Origin of the sequence: Veronia nyctiphanis, from assembly GCF_004116385.1 — a bacterium.
GTDB lineage: Bacteria > Pseudomonadota > Gammaproteobacteria > Enterobacterales > Vibrionaceae > Veronia > Veronia nyctiphanis.
This window is the reverse complement of the sequence record NZ_PEIB01000006.1, coordinates 173,564-192,387: the sequence shown is the minus strand read 5'-3', so window position 1 is coordinate 192,387 and position 18,824 is coordinate 173,564. Positions and strand designations below refer to the sequence as shown.

Here is an 18,824-nt window from a genome sequence, read left to right as displayed (position 1 = left end):
CGCCAGCGTTCAATCTGAGCCATGATCAAACTCTTCAATTAGAATTTTGTTGTTACCCGAAGGTAACGGCTCAATGAAATACTGTATAAATTGACTGTGCCGATATAACCGAAGTTATCTCGTTTGGTCACTCAGTAAACATTGATTGCCGTTTGCTTTCACTTATCAAAAGTGAAGACAAATAAGCTTTTGTCTATCATTCACGAGTGCCCACACAGATTGCATAGGTCAAATTGTTAAAGAGCGTTGACTCATGAAGCGTTGCTTCACTTGGTCAGGGCTGCGTATGTTACGCTGTCCGAACTTTAAGTCAAGAAGAAATTTTGTGATTTTTCTTGGCATTAACTTACCACTCAAAACGTCTTTTTGACTTACCTCATCTGAGGTAGATGACTGGAGGTGAATTTCTTTTTTGATGCCGCCTCCCTGTCAGTGAGGCGGAATTATAGGGAGGTTTATTTTCTTGGCAAGAGTAAAAAATGAAAAAACAGCATTTTTACAATCAAGTGAACATTAAACAGTCAAATTGCTGAATTTTGATACCATCGTGAGCAGTTTGATCTCTTGACTTCCACCATGTCTGTCACTCCATGTCACTTTGACTTCGATAAGCTTACCGTAAACAGTGCCACTTTCTTCAATAGTATTGACGACTTCAGTTTCTACTTTGTATTTAGACTCGTTAAGCTCAGTAAGCGAAATAAGGCAAGTACCAACATTATCAAACGTTACGTTACCCTCGGCTCCCTCTCTGCATTCAGAGTCCTGCGTATTTACCGTCTGCAGGAGACTGACCTGCTGCTGGGCAAGTTGTTGAGCTCTCAAACTTCCCACAGCGTTACCTTTGAGCTGTTCCATATAGCTATAAAGCTTCATAGACCCAACGCCGGATACAGTGATTACCATTAGGGCAATAAGTATTTCAACAAATGAAAAGCCTTTATTAGAAGTCATGGAAACTCCCTTTCAATATTTTTGGCTTACCACTATTTGGGTTAGTATTTGCGTACGTGTCATCGTAGCTTGGCTTAAAACCAGCAAAAACCCTTGATGTCGAAGGCGTTACATCAACGATAAAGAAGCCGTTTAGTATGAATGATGTATGAATTAGAAAAGGAAGGCGCTTCCAATTTGTAACGTCAGTTCCAAGCCTGTCTTGGTGAATATACTCAGCACAAAGTGCGCTGAAAGTATTGGCACAAATATATGAGTCATTCCATTTTTCTAACCAGCTGGCTGTGAAGTCACTTTTGTCATAATTGAACATAAATATTGATGCGTTAAAACCATCGATAGCCATACGAGAACCCAAAACGCCGTCCTTGATGACAATTAAAGCTTTATCCGCATGACTTGTTCCAACTCCATCCAACAGGCAATCACCGTCGACCCATATTTTGATTTGTTCGCTAGTTGAGCTTGTAAGCAGCTTTTCAATTTCAGCACCACAATTTGCACCAGCTTTCTCACCCTCCAATATGTGGTCAAACTCTTTACGAACAGTTGCCCATTTGCTTTTCTCAACGCCAAAAATCTCATTGAAGAAGTCTAACTCATTTTGATCGACACCAAACTGTATATCCTGCTCAAATTTATTTGTACGCTTTTCATTTTCGACATAAGTACTGAAACCTTCCTGGCACTTTTTAACTGGGTCATTCGATACAACCTCAAACTTTGCATTCGAATTACCTACCCTGCACTGATAGTGACATCGCCGCCAGCAATGATGGCGATACATTCGAAGTAGTCAATGCCATCTCGTGTATCAACTTTTTTAGTTAAAGCAGGTTGCCATTCATTGCCACCTTCGATGATCAAGTCATCCGAAGTCTTAAACACAGCAGCTTTGCTTCCTCCAGAAGTAACCATTACTAGCTTGAATGACGCATTACCATATTTTGATGTCACTACCCACGGTTCTTCTGTTGTTACATCAATTGTTACGCCTACCGCATTTTCACATTCACTGAGATCATCAATAAATTTATTTTTTCTTCGGGAGAAAGGCCCTTCTTCTGAATCATCGCCGCTGCGCAATCCAAACCTGCTTTGCTCGGCCACCTTCTTCTGAAGCAATGATAATACTCTGGGTGCGTTTAACTTCGGCAAAACCTGACTGAGCAACCACGAGGGCGAAAGCACCGATAATTACAGCGATGCCACTGACCACCATGAGTGTTCCCAGCCCGTTTTGTTTAGACTTATTCATCATTAGCTGTCCACGTTCCATACTGTGACGTTAAATGTCAGGGATTCTTTAATTCCAGGCTTATCTGAAACTGCTGCGGTAATTGTTATTTCAAGCTGTTGGACTCTGTTGCTCACGCCATCAAGGGTTAATGCGTTTCTTTTAAACGTCAGCTCGGTGATATCAAGACGCTCATAATTCATATCTTGCCAATAGGTGCCGCCATTATCTCTGTCGCATTTCCAGTTTGCTGAGCCATCCCGGTTTTCGTAAATTTCGATAACCTGTTTATCACCGTCTAAACGATAACCTTTCAAATCATCTTTATGAGGCGAAGTCGAACCCGAACGAGAGTCATGGTTATAGGCAAACCTGATACAAGATCCTTTGTAATCTTTATCCGTGATACCTAAATCATCTATGATGACTGAAGATTTATTTCCTTCAGGATCGGCAGTAATAAACGGGTTTGAGGATAAACAATCAAAACAGTACCCAGCTCGGGAAATTTCCTGAGACATCGCAGTTGCAATAACATTCAGCTGAGAAGTTAGATAGTCTCGTTGCAGTTGGTCATTTCCAAGCGACATACTAGAAGACAAAGCAGCTATGGATGCAGCGATAACGATAAGGCTGACCGCACTGCCAACAAGAAGCTCTACGAGTGAATACCCTTTGTTTTTATTCATGACTCCTCCGAGCTCCCTGGACATACAGGCCAAGAGCTGAACTGGCTATTGCTACACCCCTTAAGGCCAGCATATCGGCGAACTAACACGCCCGCTTCTTCACTTTCATAGCCTGTAAGCTTCATCGTGAGTGTAACGTCTGTAGACGGCAACGTAGTCTGCGGTTCAAAGTAAAACAGTACTTTCTCACTCTCAGTAGGTTTACTCTTGAGCTCAATACCGCTGAAATGTTCAAAATAAAACTTGGGCAAACCTACATTGCTGTTGCTACACGAGAATGATGTTTGGTCGTTAGTCGCCAAAATACATCCGTTTCGGTTTTCATCATCTGGCGCGACATAGGCGACGTAAATGCGCTGTCTTGTTTTGATAGACTCAGACTGCGCGACATCCAGCGTTGTCAGTAACTTTTGCGCCGCCACTTTTAGTTGCGACTTTCGCTGTGAATCGACAAATGAGGGAACAGCAGCAGCAGCCAACACAGCAAAGACACTGATCACGACGATCATCTCAACCAATGTGAAGCCTTTACCTGAATTTACTCGCATTATTCGTTCCCGCCTTATGAAACAGAATGCCTTGAGTTTATCATTGACTAATAAATGGTCACCGAATCAAAACATCTCTTAGAGTTGGAAAGAAATATAATGTTTAAACGCCATCAATGTTCAGCTAAAGGCATGACATTACTCGAACTTTTGATAGTTATCGGTGTGATTGGCGCACTGTCTGCTATCGCTGTTCCCTCCTATACAAATCACCTGATTAAGGCTGAACGAGGACGCGCTCAAAGTGGACTTTATCAATTGCAGGTTTGGGTCGAGCAGCAATATACAGAAAACGGCGCTTATCCGAATGCATTAAGTTGTGCTAGGTGCCAGCTGTCAGAGGAATATACCTTCTCGATAGATACATCGGGAACGGGTGACGATATCTATAAACTCACAGCAACCCCCAAGTCCGATACTCGCCAAGAAGACGATAAGTGCCACACATTAATTATTAATGCCGTCACCAGCGTGTCTAATCGAAGTAAAGGCGGGCAAGAAATAAGCAGTGACAACTGCTGGATATAGACGAACAAACTACAGATATGAAAAAACCGGCTTGCGAGCCGGTTTTTTTGACGCTAAACCCGATTAGCTTGTCAGGTCGTCAAAGAACTTCTTCACGCCGTTGAAGAAGCCTTCAGACTTAGGCTTGTGCTTTTTCGCTGCACTGCCGCCGAAAGACTCTTCCAACTCTTTAAGTAAGTCTTTTTGCTTACTGCTCAGGTTAACTGGCGTTTCAACAACAAGCTTACAAATAAGGTCGCCCGTGCCTGCACCACGCACAGACTGCACGCCTTTACCACGCATGCGGAATTGGCGACCCGTTTGCGTTTCTGTTGGTACTTTCAGGCTGACACGGCCATCGAGTGTCGGTACTTCGACTTCGCCACCCAAGGCAGCCATCGTAAAGCTAACAGGCACTTCACAGTAGAGGTTGCTGCCATCACGGACAAAGATGTTGTGCTCACGAACATGAACCTGAACATACAGGTCACCGGCTGGCGCACCAAATTGTCCTGCTTCACCCTCGCCAGAAAGACGAATGCGGTCGCCCGTATCAACGCCTGCAGGGATTTTCACGCTCAGCGTTTTCGTCTTCTGAACGCGTCCCTGACCATGGCAACTATCACAAGGGTCTTTGATAATCTGGCCGCGACCATGACATGTCGGACAGGTCTGTTGAACAGCAAAGAAGCCCTGACGCATCTGTACCTGACCATGACCGTGACAGGTTCCACATGTCTGTGGCGATGAACCCGGCTTGGCACCACTGCCATTACAAGGCTCACAGCTTGCATAAGTTGGGACTTCGATTTCTTTGGTTATGCCACGGACTGCTTCTTCGAGAGACAGCTCCATGTTATAGCGTAAATCAGAGCCACGTTGTTGCTGACGTTGGCCACCGCCGCGACGGCCACCGCCAAAAATATCGCCAAATACGTCACCAAAAATATCACCGAAATCAGCACCGCCGCCACCGCCGCCCATGCCACCTTGTTCAAAGGCTGCATGACCATACTGATCGTAAGCGGCACGCTTCTGATCATCAGTCAGCACTTCGTAAGCAAGTTTAACTTCTTTAAATTTCTCAGCGGCTTCTTCGTCGCCCTGATTACGGTCTGGGTGGTACTTCATCGCAAGGCGCTTGTAAGCTTTCTTTATATCTCGCTCACTCGCTTCGCGGCCAACACCCAGTACTTCATAAAAATCACGTTTTGACATTGTGTAATTGTCACCTGTTTTTATACAACTACGGGCGAAGGAGAGATCCTCCTACGCCCGTGCTTAATAAAATTACGCGTTTCTAAACGTCAGCGAATCTTATTTTTTCTCGTCTTTTACTTCTTCGAACTCAGCATCAACAACATCGTCGTCTTGCTTCGTTTCTGCACCGGCGTCTTGTGCTTGAGCGGCTTGCGCCTGCTGCTGAGCAATTTCCATCAGCTTCTGAGAAGCAGTCATCAGCGCTTGAACTTTCGCGTCGATGGCTTCTTTATCTTCGCCTTTACGCGCTTCTTCGAGCTCAGTAATAGCCGCTTCGATCTTCTCTTTCTCATCAGCTGGCAGTGCGTCGCCTGCTTCTTCCACTTGCTTACGCGTACCGTGGATCATCTGGTCAGCTTGGTTGCGAGCAGCGACAAGATCTTCGAACTTCTTGTCCGCTTCTTTGTTCGCTTCCGCTTCCTGAACCATTTTCTCGATGTCTTCGTCGCTCAGACCACCAGATGCCTGGATAGTGATCTTCTGCTCTTTACCCGTGCTCTTGTCTTTCGCAGACACGTGCAGGATACCGTCAGCATCCAAGTCGAAGGTTACTTCGATTTGTGGCATGCCGCGAGGAGCTGCTTGAATACCTTCAAGGTTGAACTGACCCAGAGACTTGTTATAAGTCGCTTGCTTACGCTCTCCCTGCAGTACGTGAATCGTTACTGCATTCTGGTTGTCTTCAGCAGTTGAGAACACCTGGTTCGCCTTAGTAGGGATAGTGGTGTTTTTCTCGATAAGCTTGGTCATTACGCCACCCATTGTCTCGATACCCAGAGACAGAGGAGTCACGTCCAGCAGAAGTACGTCTTTCACGTCACCTGCCAGTACACCGCCCTGAACTGCAGCACCTACTGCTACCGCTTCATCAGGGTTCACGTCTTTACGTGCTTCTTTACCGAAGAATTCAGCCACTTTCGCCTGAACCATAGGCATACGTGTTTGACCACCAACCAGAATAACGTCGTTGATGTCATTAACAGACAGGTCAGCGTCAGCCAGAGCAACTTTCAGAGGCTCAAGTGAACGAACAACCAGATCTTCAACCAGTGATTCCAGTTTCGCACGAGTCACTTTCACGTTCATGTGCTTAGGACCAGTCGCATCTGCCGTTACGTATGGCAAGTTAACGTCTGTTTGCTGTGCAGAAGACAGTTCAATCTTCGCTTTTTCAGCTGCTTCTTTAACACGCTGCATAGCAAGCGGGTCGTTACGCAGATCCAAACCTTGGTCTTTCTTAAACTCGTCTACAAGGTAGTTGATCAGACGGTTATCGAAGTCTTCACCACCCAGGTGCGTGTCACCGTTGGTTGCCAGAACTTCAAACGTTTTCTCGCCTTCAACTTCGTCAATCTCGATGATAGAGATATCGAAAGTACCACCACCCAGGTCGTATACAGCGATAGTGCGGTCACCGCCTGACTTGTCCAGACCATAAGCCAGTGCTGCTGCAGTTGGTTCGTTGATAATACGTTTAACTTCCAGACCCGCGATACGGCCAGCATCTTTGGTTGCTTGACGCTGAGCATCGTTGAAGTAAGCAGGAACAGTGATAACTGCACCAGTGACTTCTTCACCCAGAAAGTCTTCTGCAGTTTTCTTCATTTTCTTAAGAACTTCTGCAGAAACCTGAGGAGCTGCCATTTTCTGGCCTTTCGCTTCTACCCAAGCATCACCGTTGTCAGCCTTAACAATTTTGAAAGGCATGATTTCGATATCACGCTGAACTTCTTCGTCTTCAAAACGACGACCGATCAGACGTTTGATTGCAAACAATGTGTTTTCTGGGTTGGTAACAGCCTGACGTTTAGCTGGCTGACCTACCAGTGTTTCACCATCCTGTGTGTAAGCGATGATTGATGGTGTTGTGCGATCGCCTTCTGCGTTTTCAATTACGCGTGGCTTTTCGCCGTCCAGAACTGCTACACAAGAGTTGGTAGTACCTAAGTCGATACCAATGATCTTACCCATTTGGTTTTCTCCAAAATTCGTCTATTTGTTGCGTTGAGTGTTATATGGGGGCCACATTTAATGCTTCAACCCCAACAACAAAAATTTTTTACGTTTTGATGTCCCTTTAAATAAGGGCTGATTTTGTACTTTCAAGGGGTCAGAACAAAAAACCCGCCGAAGCGGGTTTTACATGGAAAAGCGTCTCAGTTACGCTTTTTCATCAACACTGGCTGACGATGCTTTTGACACCATCACCATTGCCGGGCGAACAACACGGCCGTTAAGTTCATAACCTTTCTGCATCACCAACATGACAGTGTTTGGCTCATGCTCCGCGCTCTCTTGAATAGACATCGCCTGATGCAGTTCAGGATTAAACGGTTCGCCAACGGGGTTCAGTTCTTTCAGGCCGAACTTCTCAACGGTGTCTTGCATGGTTTTCAGGGTCAGTTCAACACCTTCTACCATCGGCTTGATAGCGTCATTTTCTTTGTCCGCCATCTCAACCGCGCGCTCCAAGTTATCGATAACAGGCAGCAGTTCACCAGCAAAACGCTCAAGGGCGAATTTACGCGCCTTATCGATTTCCTGTTCAGTACGGCGACGCATGTTTTCTACATCAGCCCGTGCACGCAGAACACCGTCCTGCTGGTCTCTTACTTTAGCTTCACTTGCTTCAAGTGCCGCTTCCAGTTCGGTGATACGTGAGATCATCGCCTCTGCATTTTCATCAGCAAGCTGCTCATCAACCATTGCTTCAACGTTAGAATCTTGCAGGTCTTCCTGGATTGGATTTTCTTTATCGCTCATGCTGTCTCCGCCACAAGTGCAGTTTTTACGCGACTAATGTTAATAAGTCGCTTAAAAAATAAATATTCGTGCCTATTATGGGGATGTATCATCACGTTTCAAGACGTCGAGGCCGACAAAACACGACAACTATGATTCACTCTCTTATAATCAAGCCATTAAATGTTTTAGGATCAATAGGATGATTAAGCCATTCAAGACTATTGCTCTGGTAGGGAAACCGCGACACCCGGAGGCCATTGCAACACATGAAAGTCTTTATAACTGGCTGACGGAACAGGGTTATGAAACGCTGGTAGAAAGCAGGCTCAAAGACCTCATTGATCTACCCACCGATTGTTTTGCGGACTTAGCCACACTGGGAGAACGTGCCGATCTCGCCATTGTTATTGGTGGTGATGGCAATATGCTGGGTGCTGCTCGCGTACTTTCTCAATACGATATTTATGTTATCGGCGTAAATCGCGGCAAACTTGGCTTCCTTACTGATCTTGACCCCGAGCAATATGAAGACTCCCTGCGCCTTGTGCTGAACGGCGAATATGTTGAAGAGCACCGCTTTTTGTTAGAGGCCGAGGTCGTTAACAGACAAGGACAAGTCGTCAGTTTCAATACCGCCCTCAACGAGGCAGTGCTTCACCCCGGTCAAGTCGCGCACATGATTGAGTTTGAAGTCTACATTGATGACACCTTCGCTTTCTCGCTGCGCTCAGACGGGCTGATTGTCTCAACGCCAACAGGTTCAACGGCTTATAGCCTCTCAGGGGGAGGCCCGATTCTTTCGCCGAGCCTCAGTGCGATTTCGCTGGTTCCTATGTTCCCGCACACACTCTCAAGCAGACCGCTGGTTGTAGATGCCAATCGCCGTATCAAACTTGTCGTATCACCAGAAAATGGCAATACATTGGAAGTCAGCTGTGACAGCCAAGTGTCATTACCCGTGAGTCCAGGTGAAGAAGTACACATTTACCGAAGCCAGAGCCACCTAAAATTGATACACCCCAAGAATTACAACTACTACAACACACTGAGAAAGAAACTCGGCTGGTCGAGTAAGCTCTTTTAATCGTAACTGTCCATGAATGAGAAAAAGCAGGCTTGGCCTGCTTTTTTGTTATCTGGATCAAATTTTATTTATGCACTCAAAAACCACAGGCTTTACTGTATGTACGCACAGTGTATACTGTATGCATTAACAGGTGTCAATTAATACAGGTATCTCATCATGCTTGCGCACATCACCATTCATAACTTTGCAATTGTAAAAACACTGGAGCTGGATTTTCAGGGTGGCATGACAACCATCACAGGCGAAACGGGTGCAGGTAAATCTATCGCAATTGATGCACTGGGTTTATGTTTGGGTGATCGGGCTGATGCCGCCATGGTCCGCCCGGATGAAGACAAAGCCGATATTACCGCAACCTTCAGCTTAAAAAACAACCACACTGCACGTCGCTGGCTTGAAGACAACGAACTGGCCGATGGCGATGAGTGCATACTGCGCCGCGTCATTACCAAAGAAGGCCGTTCACGTGCTTTTATCAACGGCAGCCCGGTGCCCGCTTCACAACAACGCGCTCTAGGGCAAAACCTGATTAACATTCATGGTCAGCATGCTCACCAACTGCTGATGAAAAACGATGAACAGCTCACCCTGCTCGACCAGTACGCGGGGCACCAAAATCTGCTTACGGTTATGGGCAAACGCTATCAAGAGTGGCGCTCAGCGAGAAACAACCTCAAGCAACTGGAAAAAAATAAAGAAGCGTTTGAAGCACAAAAACAGCTGCTCGAATATCAGGTCAAAGAGCTCGACGAGCTGGCATTGGAAGACAACGAATACCCTGAGCTGGAAGCGGAGCACAAAAAACTCTCTAACTGCGGCGATATAGCTACCAGCGGCCACACAGTGATCCAAACATTGTCAGACGGCGACGAAACCAACGCCATGCAGCTATTACAAATGGCCCAGCAACAACTGGCCGATTTATGTGCCATGGACAACCACTTCAATGAACTGGCGCAGATGCTCGAAGAAGCCAGTATTCAGGTGCAAGAAGCCAGCCATGAAGTGACCGCCTACATGGATAAGCTCGACATGGACCCGCAGCGCTTGATGTATCTTGACGAGCGCATGGCGACCATCATGCGCCTATCGCGCAAGCATTCCGTTCAACCGGCGGAGCTTTACAGCACCCATCAACAGCTAAAGTCAGAACTTGATGCACTGACCAACAGTGACCAACACATAGAAGCACTGTCAGAAGACGTCGAAGCAAAATACCAAGCGAGCCTGACAGCGGCAGAAAAACTCAGTAAAAGTCGTAAGCGCTATGCAAAAGATCTAGATAAGCGCATCTCTGCCAGCATGCATCAATTAAGTATGGAAAAAGGTAAATTCCATATCGCCATTGACGGCCAACCAAAGAATTCATTGTCACCACTTGGCTTCGATAATATCGAGTTTCTTGTTTCAACCAACCCCGGCCAACCAATGCAGGCGTTGGGCAAAGTCGCATCCGGTGGTGAGCTGTCGCGTATCTCACTCGCCATTCAGGTGATCACTGCTCAGAAAGTCGAAACGCCGACCCTTATCTTCGATGAAGTCGATGTCGGTATCAGCGGACCCACCGCCGCCATCGTCGGCAAACTGCTGCGACAACTGGGTGAATCGACGCAGGTCATGTGTGTTACCCACTTGCCGCAGGTAGCGGGTTGTGGTCATCACCAAATGTTCGTGGCCAAAGAAAGCAGGAAAGGCAAGACCACCACCAACATGCTGCCGCTTGATGAAGGCTCACGTATTCAAGAGCTGGCGCGCTTGCTCGGAGGTAGCGAAATCACCGAGCACACACTGGCCAATGCCAAAGAACTGCTTATCGCTGCATAGTACTGTACTTGGGGCTATTAGACTTGCGGCCTGAGGGCATTTCCTCAGGCGTTTTATTCAGAGTCAGCATTTTCAATCATCAACCGGGCGAGTTCATCCCCTGCTCCACTGCGCCGCTTCAGGGTTCGGTATGCTTTATCACCAGACAGCGATGCTTTGTTTTCCATTCCCTGCTTCTTGCTGCACATTTCCGACCACCCCACTGAACTTTCACACTTTTCAAGAGTCTGAGCATAAAGTTCGGTCCGAAGTTTTTACATCTCGGGCAGGCTTGTTTATTATCGGGTTCCTTTTTCAAAGAGAAGACAAGACGTCATGAGCTGGAAACAGATCACCGCAGTATCCCTTATTCTCGCAGCACTCAGCGGATGTTCCGTGTTCGATAAGCTGGTATACCGTATCGATATCAATCAGGGAAATTTCATTGATAACAGCTCAGTAGATGAACTGAAAGTGGGGATGACCAAAGAGCAGGTACAATATGTTCTTGGCCCACCAATGCTGGTAGAGGCAGGGTTGCCGAACACTTGGTACTACATTCAGTGGCAAAAGCCCAACAACAGCGAACCAGAAAAGAAATCACTGATCCTCGAATTCAACGACACTAACCAACTGGTTAACATCAAAGGCGACATCAAACCGCCGAAAGATTTCTTCGAACCAATCAACTAAAAAAGCCCGCGAAAGCGGGCTTTTTACTGTCTTCAGACAAATTTAATTTAATCGACTTGCTTGCGCTGCGTGTTCACTTTGCCGCCCGTGACCGGGTCAGCTTTGCCTTCTTCTTTGGCTTTTTCAGCGCGGCGGCGGCGAATTTCTTTCGGGTCTGCCAATAATGGACGATATATCTCAATACGATCGCCGTCATGTACCGTCGCGTCTAGCTTTACCGCACGACTGAACACACCGACTTTATTCTTTTTCAGATCAATTTCAGGGTAAGCCGCCAATACACCAGATTGATGAATAATCTCCTCAACGTGCGTATCCGGTGTCACTATCGATTTAAAAATGCGCTGCTCATTCGGCAACGCATAGACCACTTCGATATGTAACATTTGCTCATGGCTCATAAACGTCTCTCGCTCGCTGCGTAAATGCCTTAACCATGTTACCTGTCAGCTCATTGAAAACTTTACCAAAGGCCATCTCAGCCAGCTTATTGGTAAATTCAAAATCAAGGTTCAACTCTATCTTGCACGCGTCCACATCAAGTGATGTGAAGTGCCAACCACCGGCCAGCTTTCTGAACGGTCCGTCAACCAGCTGCATGTCAATCCGTTGACCGTTCACCATAGAGTTTCGGGTGGTAAAGGTCTTTCGAATACCTGCTTTTGATACATCTACCGACGCTGTCATTGATTCACCATCGGTCGCGAGAACGCGAGATCCCGCGCAACCCGGCAAAAATGCAGGGTACGCTTCAACATCATTAACAAGTTCAAACATTTGCTCTGCGCTAAACGGCACCAAAGCGGAGCGAGTGATTCTTGGCATAGAGTCTCCTTAGAAGATTACCAATGATAATATCACCAACCTTGGTTTAGGCCAAAAAAGTGATAAAAGTATTTCACCGCTTTCCGCCAACTACGTATAATGCGCGGCTATGGCTAAGAAAAATTCAAAGAAAAAACCCGGCAGCAACACAATTGCGCAAAACAAGAAAGCTCGCCATGAATTCTTCGTCGAAGACGAAATAGAAGCAGGGCTTGAGCTACAAGGCTGGGAAGTTAAGGCTCTTCGCGCTGGCAAGGTCAGCATAGGCGATAGTTACGTGACGTTTAATAATAATGGCGAAGCCTTTTTATACGGCGCGACTATCACTCCTCTTAACGCAGCATCTACCCACATTGTTGCCGATCCGACCCGAAGCAGAAAATTACTGCTTAAACGTCGTGAACTGGACAACATGATAGGTAAAGTGTCGCGCGACGGCTTCACCGTGGTGGCACTTTCCATGTACTGGAAACAGTCGTGGGTTAAAATAAAAATAGGTCTGGCAAAAGGTAAGAAAATGCATGACAAGCGCGACTCAAACAAAGAGCGCGATTGGCAGCGAGACAAAGCACGGATTATGAAGCACAGTGCTAGATAAACATTGACGCAGCAGAGAGTTATGATACTATCTTCCGCCTGATTCCGGGGCTGATTCAGGATTCGACAGGATCAAGAAGGCTTGTGGAGCATGCCGAGGGGCGGTTGGCCTCGTTAAAAGCCGCAAAAAAATAGTCGCAAACGACGAAAACTACGCACTAGCAGCTTAATAACCTGCATAGAGCCTACTCTCCCTAGCCTCCGCCTGTAGGACGGGGAATCAAGAGTAGTCAAACCCAATCAGGATCGCGTGGAAGTTTTGGCTCGAGAGCGGAAGCGTTAAACTCAATTCGGGTATGTCTTTGTGTGGCGTGTCTTTCCGCAGCACACTGACGAGAATAAAGAAAGACTAAGCATGTAGCGCCATTAGTTAGACTGATTTTGGACGCGGGTTCAACTCCCGCCAGCTCCACCAAACGTTTGGGAAGCGCCAACTCGAAAGGGTTGGCGCTTTTTTTATTGCTGAAATCTAGCTTTAGCCATTACAAAGTAATACATAGTTCGAATCGATGTGACTTATAGTCCGTGGACTCATAGACCACATCACAACAGCATATCGTTCATATTATTCATAAAAAGTCATCCTATGAACGACTCGGTATTAAAGCCCTTTGGGCTTCACATAAAGAGCCTCCGAACTTCTCTAAACATTAGTCAAGAAGAGCTCGCTTCACGAAGCGGTTTAGATAGAACTTACGTCAGCGGTATTGAACGTGGAAAACGTAATGTAGGTTTAGTTAACCTATTTAGGCTTGCTCAAGCTCTGGATCTATCTCCCTCAGACCTCCTAAGTTTTGATGTTGATAACAGTCATGAGTAATCGCGCATTTTTCTCATCAACACTAAGCGACTTTTTAAATCTATCCGCAGAAGAAATAATCGGAAGAATCGCAAAGCACCATACTCAAAGCATTGAACACACCCAGACATTTGCTTGGACAGAACAAGTGAATGCGTTGAAGGAGTTAGAGCAACTAAATAATACCGATGGTCACATATATTTTGAGTTTCTAATTCCTAGGATGGGAAAACGTGCCGATGTAATTTTGGTACATAGGGGTGTGATATTTGTTCTTGAGTTCAAAGTAGGTTCAGCTGACTTTTACCAAGCGGATATCCGTCAATGTCATGGCTATGCTTTAGATTTAAAAAACTTTCATAAAGGAAGCCACAATAAACATATTGTCCCTGTACTTGTTTCTACAAAAGCCAAATCAAACAAAGCACTATGTCAATATGACAACGACCAAGTAGCGAACCCACTAGAGTCAAATGGTTCAAACCTTGCACGTTTGATTGAAGATACCGCTTCATTGACTAATGCTGCGTCATTTGATGCCTATGAGTGGGAAAAGAGCGGTTATTTGCCTACGCCGACGATAATTGAAGCAGCTCAAGCACTTTATGGAAACCACAAAGTTGAAGACATATCCAAAAGTGAAGCTGGAAACAAAAACCTATCCGTTACCAGTGAGCAACTTCTCGATCTGATTCATCAAGCACGATTGAACAAAAAGAAAGTAATCTGCTTCGTGACTGGGGTTCCCGGTGCAGGAAAAACTCTCGTTGGCTTAAACATAGCTAATCAACACTCAAACACAGAGGATAATGAGTATTCTGTTTTTCTCAGTGGTAATGGTCCCCTAGTCACGGTACTTCAAGAAGCTCTTGCTATTGATAAGTCGAAGAGGGAATCAACAACAAAAGCAGAAGCTCGCAGGCAGACTTCTCAGTTCATACAAAACATTCACCGTTTTCGAGATGAAGCCCTAGATGGCTCTGTTCCACCTGAAAAAGTCGCTATTTTTGATGAAGCACAACGCGCTTGGAATGCCCAACAAGCTTCTAAGTTCATGCAATCAAAAAGAAACCAGCCTCACTTTAATAAGTCAGAGCCAGAGTTTCTAATTGAAGTTATGGACCGACATAAAGATTGGGCATTTATCATTGCACTGATTGGCGGAGGTCAGGAAATAAATACTGGTGAGGCAGGTTTAGCCGGGTGGTTAGACGCGCTCAAGAATCAGTTTTCATATTGGGATGTGTATTGCTCAGACAAACTTCTTTCTGGGGAGTACGTTTCAGAAGGAATTAACTTAGATAATATTTGCGAGATCAATAAATTAAAGAGCCTGCACTTATCAACCTCTATGCGTTCATTTCGCGCAGAAGCACTTTCAAGCTTTGTTCATCATGTCGTTGCTGGTGATGCAACGAATGCACTGGCAATATCAAAAACGTTAAGGGGCAACTTCCCTCTTTTCATCACCAGAGATTTAAAATCGGCAAAGCAATGGGTTAGACATAAATCTAGGGCTAATGAGAGCAAAGGGATCCTTGCTTCATCTAACGGAATACGGCTAAAAGCTGAAGGTATTTTTGTCAAAAATCGCTTTGACCCGGTAGCGTGGTTCTTGAACGGTCATGATGATATTAGGGCATGTCACTTTCTCGAAGAGGTTGCGACCGAGTTTGATGTCCAAGGCTTAGAGCTAGACTGGTGTTTAGTGGCTTGGGATGCTGATTATCGCCACAATGGAAAACGCTTCGAGCATTGGAAGTTTAAAGGAACTAAGTGGCAACGCCGACGCTCTGAGGAAGATAAAAAATACCTGGAGAACGCATATCGTGTTCTGTTGACTCGTGCGAGGCAAGGCATGGTTGTTTTCATACCCAAAGGCAGCGAAGACGATTGCACTCGTCTTCAAGAGTTTTATGATGAAACATATAGTTACCTTGTCAGCTGCGGTTTTCAGACCATTATCTAACTACAAAGCTCAATAGACTCCGCAATAAATTAAGAAATCGCCCACTCCAGCCATCGATGAAGTGGCGTTTTCAAGGCGCTGATGTTGTCTGCATCCTGCGCCTGCTGTACTTCTTCAACCACAATGATCAGGCGATCAAAACGGGGTTTGGCGTTGCGAATTTTGCTGAGTAACAGCGCTTGTTCTTCGTTTGGTTCGTTGGGCACGTCAGACAATATCGCCGCGACGGTGGCTTCTTTGATTTTTAATCTCGCCAAACCGCGCTTTATGTAGGCGCGCCATTCATCGGGGTAGCTCGCCACCAACCGCTCGGGGAAAAAGTATAAATCCATGATGTCCTGCTCGATGTCGCAGGCGTATTCTTTTTTGTCGAGCGCCAGACGCAACAGCAACAGACTTCTGAATGATAGCGATGATAAAAACACGTGGTCTCCAATCGTTTTGTCGTGAGTTTATGGTTATGTTTTGCAGATCGCTTACGATCACTGCTCTCGGCGAAACTTGTTTGTCTGTCTCATCCCTGTCAGCGTTGTAGAGAGGAATGATAAGATAAGCGTCAGCGAATAACGTAATCAGACACGTAAGCGGTTAACAACGATGGCTCAGCCCAATAAAAAAGGCCCGACGAAAACGGTCGATATTTTCTGTAAGAAGTGCAATCAGGCTTTGTATAAATATCGCAAGGGCGGCAAAGGCGCGCTGGTGAAATGTTTTAAGGAACGAATCAGTCAGGATTTTACTACCACGCCCTGTACATGCCCGGGCTGCAATACGGTGTTTGCCCGCGATACCTTGGTGAGAGGGGCGCCTGCTTTCAAAATGATTGGTGGTAAGGTGTGGTTTAAGTAACTTCGCTGCTGGCTCAATGACAGTCAAAAGTGTGGTTTCAACGTCATAAAAAAGCCCCGCAGTCGCGAGGCTTTTTTAGTGTTTGGCGGCCGTTATTTGGCCATCGCCATGCCTTCGCCGGGCAAGTGATACAGGCCTTCACGGTAGGCGAGGTTTGCCCATAGTGAATGCGCCCTCGCCGTCTCGGCTTCTTCTTTGGTCAGCGGCCTTGGTGTCAGCTTTCCGGTTACGCTGTTAAAGCTGTAGCCTTGCGGCGCTTTCTCAGGTTGCATCACCACTACGCCGCTATTGGTCATGTAGCCAAAGTTTTTATCAAACTGCATCATGGCACGCTGTTTGTCTTCAGGCACTTCACGGGTAAGGTCATTACCCAGCGTTGGAATCTCTCCGCTAATGCCTGCCAGTGACAGCAATGTCGGTACGACGTCCATGCTGCTGGCAAGGCGGTTGTCTTGTTTGGCTTCGATAGGGCCGCCAATCAACAAAGACGGAATGTGGAAGCTTTTCACCGGCATCATTTCAGGCTCGTACACGCGGGCGTCATGGTCGGCAATCACCCAGAAGATGGTGTCTTTCCAGTATTCTGACTGCTTGGCTTTTTTCATGAATTCGCCCATGGTCCAGTCGGTATAACGCACTGCGTTGTCACGGGTTGGCTCGGTTTGTGTGATGCGACCAGCCGGGTACTCAAACGGTGAGTGGTTTGAGGTGGTGAACACCAGTGAGAAAAACGGCTTTCCTTGTTGATGCAGCTTGGTAAATTGCTTGTCGGCTTCGTTGTAGAGGTCTTCATCTGACGCACCCCATGAACCGACAAATTGCGGGTCAGTGAAAGTTGGCAGGTCCACAATTTCCTTTATGCCGTTACCGAGGAAGAAGCTACGCATGTTGTCGAAGTGCGCTTCGCCGCCATAGATGAATTGGGTGTGGTAATTATGTTTTGACAGCAGATCGGCGATAGAGAAGAAACCTGTCTGGCTGTTACTCAACTTGACCACGGCACGTGATGGCGAAGGCGAAAAACCGGTGGTAATCGCTTCAATGCCGCGCACTGAGCGGGTACCTGTGGCGTAGAAGTTGGTCATGTTCCAACCTTCGGTCATCAGTTTATCCAGATTCGGGGTTAAGTCTTTTCCGCCTAGTGTTTTCACGAAACGTGCACCGAGGCTCTCTTGCAGCAGAATAACAACGTTGCGCGGTTTCCCCTGATACAGCGGTATCACGCTATGTAGCGTCGGAATATCTGAATCGAGCATTTTGCCGTTCAGGTTCGAGCTTTCGCGAACGCGGCGAATAATCTCGTCTTTTGGCATTTTGCCGTAGAACTTGCTCGCATCAATTTCTGAGGCCATGTTTTTGGCAGCGAACAGCATGGAGTACGGCGAGTTAAGAACCAAATCGTTCACCAGCGGGTCTGGCGCAAAGGCGACCATTGCAGGGTTAATTGGGCGGTGGCCCAGCGTAGAGCGTGCGGCAAGAAACATGATCAGCAGCACGGCAAAGCCAGCCACTGGTTTGAAGTACCAACGCGGGTACGACAGGTTCTGGGTGACTTTTCCACTCAATTTCCAGCCACCAACAACCGCAATTACGCTACCTACGAGGCCAATGAAGAGTTCAAGCTTGTAGCCTGTCCAGAGCATGCTGAAGACTTCTTTGGGGTAGATAAGGTATTCCACAAACAGGCGATTCGGGCGCAGATTATATTCAGCGATAAACGATGGCGTCGCCAGCTCCATGTAGACCACAAACCACAGCCCTAATACCATCCAGATACGGGCAATTAACCACCAGCCTTTATTGATGGCACCTTTAGACGGAATAAAACATGAGATGAAAGCGGGCAGAATAAACAACCAGCTGAGTGAGGTGAGGTCAATACGCAGGCCGCTGACGATGATTGGCAGCCAGCGTGGTTCTCTGTGACACGATCAGCCTGCCAGATAGACAAACCAAGGCGCGAAATCATAAATACAGCAAGGCATAAGCCGATAAAGACGGCAAAAGGATATACGGGTCCGAGATACTTCTTCATAGTTCCTGTCTTTGTTTTGTGTTTCTTTAAATCGGGGAATTTCTTCAAGTTGAAGATAAATGCGACACCCTCTTGGTGGGGTGTTCGAAACGTCGCCAGATTACCAGCAAATAACGAGAAATTACTCACAAAAAATTAATAAATTTTTCATAAAAACAGGAAACGAATATTGACATTGCTCCAACAGATTACGCAATCAGTTGAATTTAGTACAAATCAAACCGTCC

Annotated in this window: 21 protein-coding genes, 1 other RNA gene and 1 pseudogene; 9 read left to right on the top strand and 14 right to left on the bottom strand. The window is 46.4% G+C overall.

Annotated features, from left to right (window positions below; translation table 11 throughout):
* Nucleotides 1-513 precede the first annotated feature (513 nt).
* The 6 genes from CS022_RS07645 to CS022_RS07620 are packed head-to-tail and all read right to left on the bottom strand — an operon-like array spanning nucleotide 514 to nucleotide 3,428.
* Complete coding sequence (locus CS022_RS07645; RefSeq protein WP_129121789.1) at nucleotides 514-954, bottom strand: type IV pilus modification PilV family protein; 441 nt, start codon at nucleotides 952-954, stop codon at nucleotides 514-516.
* Entirely contained in the window at nucleotides 944-1,741 is a 798-nt protein-coding gene (locus CS022_RS07640) for a hypothetical protein (protein ID WP_129121788.1), read from the bottom strand. Before CS022_RS07640 ends, CS022_RS07645 begins: the two co-directional genes overlap by 11 nt.
* Entirely contained in the window at nucleotides 1,693-2,040 is a 348-nt protein-coding gene (locus CS022_RS07635) for a hypothetical protein (protein WP_129121787.1), read from the bottom strand. The genes CS022_RS07640 and CS022_RS07635 overlap by 49 nt, the downstream gene beginning before the upstream one ends.
* A complete protein-coding gene (locus CS022_RS07630) occupies nucleotides 2,024-2,215 on the bottom strand; it encodes a hypothetical protein (RefSeq protein WP_129121786.1) in 192 nt (63 codons plus the stop codon). The genes CS022_RS07635 and CS022_RS07630 overlap by 17 nt, the downstream gene beginning before the upstream one ends.
* Nucleotides 2,215-2,880, bottom strand: a complete 666-nt coding sequence (locus CS022_RS07625; protein WP_129121785.1) for a PilW family protein — start codon at nucleotides 2,878-2,880, stop codon at nucleotides 2,215-2,217. The genes CS022_RS07630 and CS022_RS07625 overlap by 1 nt, the downstream gene beginning before the upstream one ends.
* Entirely contained in the window at nucleotides 2,877-3,428 is a 552-nt protein-coding gene (locus CS022_RS07620; RefSeq protein WP_129121784.1) for a pilus assembly FimT family protein, read from the bottom strand. Before CS022_RS07620 ends, CS022_RS07625 begins: the two co-directional genes overlap by 4 nt.
* Before the next feature lie 99 nt (nucleotides 3,429-3,527).
* Here CS022_RS07620 and CS022_RS07615 point away from each other — a divergent pair, with 99 nt between their 5' ends.
* Complete coding sequence (locus tag CS022_RS07615) at nucleotides 3,528-3,956, top strand: type IV pilin protein (RefSeq protein WP_235869318.1); 429 nt, start codon at nucleotides 3,528-3,530, stop codon at nucleotides 3,954-3,956.
* Between the two features lie 63 nt (nucleotides 3,957-4,019).
* Here CS022_RS07615 and dnaJ read toward each other — a convergent pair whose 3' ends face one another.
* The 3 genes from dnaJ to grpE form a co-directional block, all read right to left on the bottom strand.
* A complete protein-coding gene (gene dnaJ, locus CS022_RS07610) occupies nucleotides 4,020-5,153 on the bottom strand; it encodes a molecular chaperone DnaJ (RefSeq protein WP_129121783.1) in 1,134 nt (377 codons plus the stop codon).
* Nucleotides 5,154-5,252: 99 nt separating this feature from the next.
* The gene (gene dnaK / locus CS022_RS07605; protein ID WP_129121782.1) at nucleotides 5,253-7,166 is read right to left on the bottom strand and encodes a molecular chaperone DnaK; all 1,914 of its coding nucleotides are present in this window, start codon (nucleotides 7,164-7,166) and stop codon (nucleotides 5,253-5,255) included.
* A gap of 189 nt (nucleotides 7,167-7,355) precedes the next feature.
* Nucleotides 7,356-7,958 (bottom strand): nucleotide exchange factor GrpE, encoded by a 603-nt coding sequence (gene grpE, locus CS022_RS07600; RefSeq protein WP_129121781.1) that lies wholly within the window; start codon nucleotides 7,956-7,958, stop codon nucleotides 7,356-7,358.
* 181 nt (nucleotides 7,959-8,139) lie between these two features.
* Here grpE and nadK point away from each other — a divergent pair, with 181 nt between their 5' ends.
* Nucleotides 8,140-9,024 (top strand): NAD(+) kinase, encoded by an 885-nt coding sequence (gene nadK, locus CS022_RS07595; protein ID WP_129121780.1) that lies wholly within the window; start codon nucleotides 8,140-8,142, stop codon nucleotides 9,022-9,024.
* 159 nt (nucleotides 9,025-9,183) lie between these two features.
* The gene (recN, locus tag CS022_RS07590) at nucleotides 9,184-10,851 is read left to right on the top strand and encodes a DNA repair protein RecN (RefSeq protein WP_129121779.1); all 1,668 of its coding nucleotides are present in this window, start codon (nucleotides 9,184-9,186) and stop codon (nucleotides 10,849-10,851) included.
* 53 nt (nucleotides 10,852-10,904) lie between these two features.
* On the opposite strand, the gene CS022_RS27230 is transcribed toward recN, so the two are convergent.
* Entirely contained in the window at nucleotides 10,905-11,039 is a 135-nt protein-coding gene (locus tag CS022_RS27230) for a hypothetical protein (protein WP_268967878.1), read from the bottom strand.
* 127 nt (nucleotides 11,040-11,166) lie between these two features.
* On the opposite strand from CS022_RS27230, the gene bamE reads away from it, so the two are divergent.
* Nucleotides 11,167-11,523 carry an outer membrane protein assembly factor BamE gene (gene bamE / locus CS022_RS07585; RefSeq protein WP_129121778.1) on the top strand — a complete coding sequence of 119 codons (357 nt, stop codon included), beginning with the start codon at nucleotides 11,167-11,169 and terminating at the stop codon, nucleotides 11,521-11,523.
* 47 nt (nucleotides 11,524-11,570) lie between these two features.
* Here the strand turns inward: bamE and CS022_RS07580 are convergent, their stop codons facing one another.
* Together CS022_RS07580 and CS022_RS07575 are read right to left on the bottom strand one after the other, a co-directional pair.
* On the bottom strand, nucleotides 11,571-11,924 hold the full coding sequence (locus CS022_RS07580) for an RnfH family protein (protein ID WP_129121777.1): 354 nt from the start codon (nucleotides 11,922-11,924) through the stop codon (nucleotides 11,571-11,573).
* Nucleotides 11,914-12,348 carry an SRPBCC family protein gene (locus tag CS022_RS07575; RefSeq protein ID WP_129121776.1) on the bottom strand — a complete coding sequence of 145 codons (435 nt, stop codon included), beginning with the start codon at nucleotides 12,346-12,348 and terminating at the stop codon, nucleotides 11,914-11,916. Before CS022_RS07575 ends, CS022_RS07580 begins: the two co-directional genes overlap by 11 nt.
* A 109-nt stretch (nucleotides 12,349-12,457) precedes the next feature.
* On the opposite strand from CS022_RS07575, the gene smpB reads away from it, so the two are divergent.
* The 4 genes from smpB (at nucleotide 12,458) to CS022_RS07555 (ending at nucleotide 15,713) form a co-directional block, all read left to right on the top strand.
* Nucleotides 12,458-12,946, top strand: coding sequence for an SsrA-binding protein SmpB (smpB, locus tag CS022_RS07570; protein WP_129121775.1), 489 nt, complete (start codon nucleotides 12,458-12,460; stop codon nucleotides 12,944-12,946).
* A gap of 46 nt (nucleotides 12,947-12,992) precedes the next feature.
* Nucleotides 12,993-13,360, top strand: a transfer-messenger RNA (tmRNA) gene (gene ssrA, locus CS022_RS07565).
* A 171-nt stretch (nucleotides 13,361-13,531) separates the two neighbouring features.
* Complete coding sequence (locus CS022_RS07560) at nucleotides 13,532-13,765, top strand: helix-turn-helix domain-containing protein (RefSeq protein WP_129121774.1); 234 nt, start codon at nucleotides 13,532-13,534, stop codon at nucleotides 13,763-13,765.
* Nucleotides 13,758-15,713, top strand: coding sequence for a DUF2075 domain-containing protein (locus CS022_RS07555; protein WP_129121773.1), 1,956 nt, complete (start codon nucleotides 13,758-13,760; stop codon nucleotides 15,711-15,713). The genes CS022_RS07560 and CS022_RS07555 overlap by 8 nt, the downstream gene beginning before the upstream one ends.
* Before the next feature lie 29 nt (nucleotides 15,714-15,742).
* On the opposite strand, the gene CS022_RS07550 is transcribed toward CS022_RS07555, so the two are convergent.
* Complete coding sequence (locus CS022_RS07550) at nucleotides 15,743-16,138, bottom strand: hypothetical protein (RefSeq protein ID WP_129121772.1); 396 nt, start codon at nucleotides 16,136-16,138, stop codon at nucleotides 15,743-15,745.
* Between the two features lie 172 nt (nucleotides 16,139-16,310).
* Between CS022_RS07550 and CS022_RS07545 the strand changes: the two genes are divergently transcribed.
* Nucleotides 16,311-16,562, top strand: coding sequence for a hypothetical protein (locus CS022_RS07545; protein WP_129121771.1), 252 nt, complete (start codon nucleotides 16,311-16,313; stop codon nucleotides 16,560-16,562).
* A gap of 92 nt (nucleotides 16,563-16,654) precedes the next feature.
* Here the strand turns inward: CS022_RS07545 and CS022_RS07540 are convergent.
* Nucleotides 16,655-18,597: pseudogene (locus tag CS022_RS07540) on the bottom strand (LTA synthase family protein).
* Between the last annotated feature and the right edge of the window lie 227 nt (nucleotides 18,598-18,824).

Bases quoted from the DNA above. Each gene is read 5' to 3' on its own strand.
- grpE (WP_129121781.1), bottom strand. From the start codon at position 7,958: ATGAGCGATAAAGAAAATCCAATCCAGGAAGACCTGCAAGATTCTAAC.
- nadK (WP_129121780.1), top strand. From the start codon at position 8,140: ATGATTAAGCCATTCAAGACTATTGCTCTGGTAGGGAAACCGCGACAC.
- CS022_RS07580 (WP_129121777.1), bottom strand. From the start codon at position 11,924: ATGAGCCATGAGCAAATGTTACATATCGAAGTGGTCTATGCGTTGCCG.
- CS022_RS07615 (WP_235869318.1), top strand. From the start codon at position 3,528: ATGTTTAAACGCCATCAATGTTCAGCTAAAGGCATGACATTACTCGAA.
- CS022_RS07645 (WP_129121789.1), bottom strand. From the start codon at position 954: ATGACTTCTAATAAAGGCTTTTCATTTGTTGAAATACTTATTGCCCTA.
- recN (WP_129121779.1), top strand. From the start codon at position 9,184: ATGCTTGCGCACATCACCATTCATAACTTTGCAATTGTAAAAACACTG.
- dnaK (WP_129121782.1), bottom strand. From the start codon at position 7,166: ATGGGTAAGATCATTGGTATCGACTTAGGTACTACCAACTCTTGTGTA.
- CS022_RS07560 (WP_129121774.1), top strand. From the start codon at position 13,532: ATGAACGACTCGGTATTAAAGCCCTTTGGGCTTCACATAAAGAGCCTC.
- CS022_RS07555 (WP_129121773.1), top strand. From the start codon at position 13,758: ATGAGTAATCGCGCATTTTTCTCATCAACACTAAGCGACTTTTTAAAT.
- CS022_RS07640 (WP_129121788.1), bottom strand. From the start codon at position 1,741: ATGTATCGCCATCATTGCTGGCGGCGATGTCACTATCAGTGCAGGGTA.
- smpB (WP_129121775.1), top strand. From the start codon at position 12,458: ATGGCTAAGAAAAATTCAAAGAAAAAACCCGGCAGCAACACAATTGCG.
- CS022_RS07630 (WP_129121786.1), bottom strand. From the start codon at position 2,215: ATGATGAATAAGTCTAAACAAAACGGGCTGGGAACACTCATGGTGGTC.
- CS022_RS07545 (WP_129121771.1), top strand. From the start codon at position 16,311: ATGGCTCAGCCCAATAAAAAAGGCCCGACGAAAACGGTCGATATTTTC.
- CS022_RS27230 (WP_268967878.1), bottom strand. From the start codon at position 11,039: ATGTGCAGCAAGAAGCAGGGAATGGAAAACAAAGCATCGCTGTCTGGT.
- dnaJ (WP_129121783.1), bottom strand. From the start codon at position 5,153: ATGTCAAAACGTGATTTTTATGAAGTACTGGGTGTTGGCCGCGAAGCG.
- bamE (WP_129121778.1), top strand. From the start codon at position 11,167: ATGAGCTGGAAACAGATCACCGCAGTATCCCTTATTCTCGCAGCACTC.
- CS022_RS07575 (WP_129121776.1), bottom strand. From the start codon at position 12,348: ATGCCAAGAATCACTCGCTCCGCTTTGGTGCCGTTTAGCGCAGAGCAA.
- CS022_RS07625 (WP_129121785.1), bottom strand. From the start codon at position 2,880: ATGAATAAAAACAAAGGGTATTCACTCGTAGAGCTTCTTGTTGGCAGT.
- CS022_RS07620 (WP_129121784.1), bottom strand. From the start codon at position 3,428: ATGCGAGTAAATTCAGGTAAAGGCTTCACATTGGTTGAGATGATCGTC.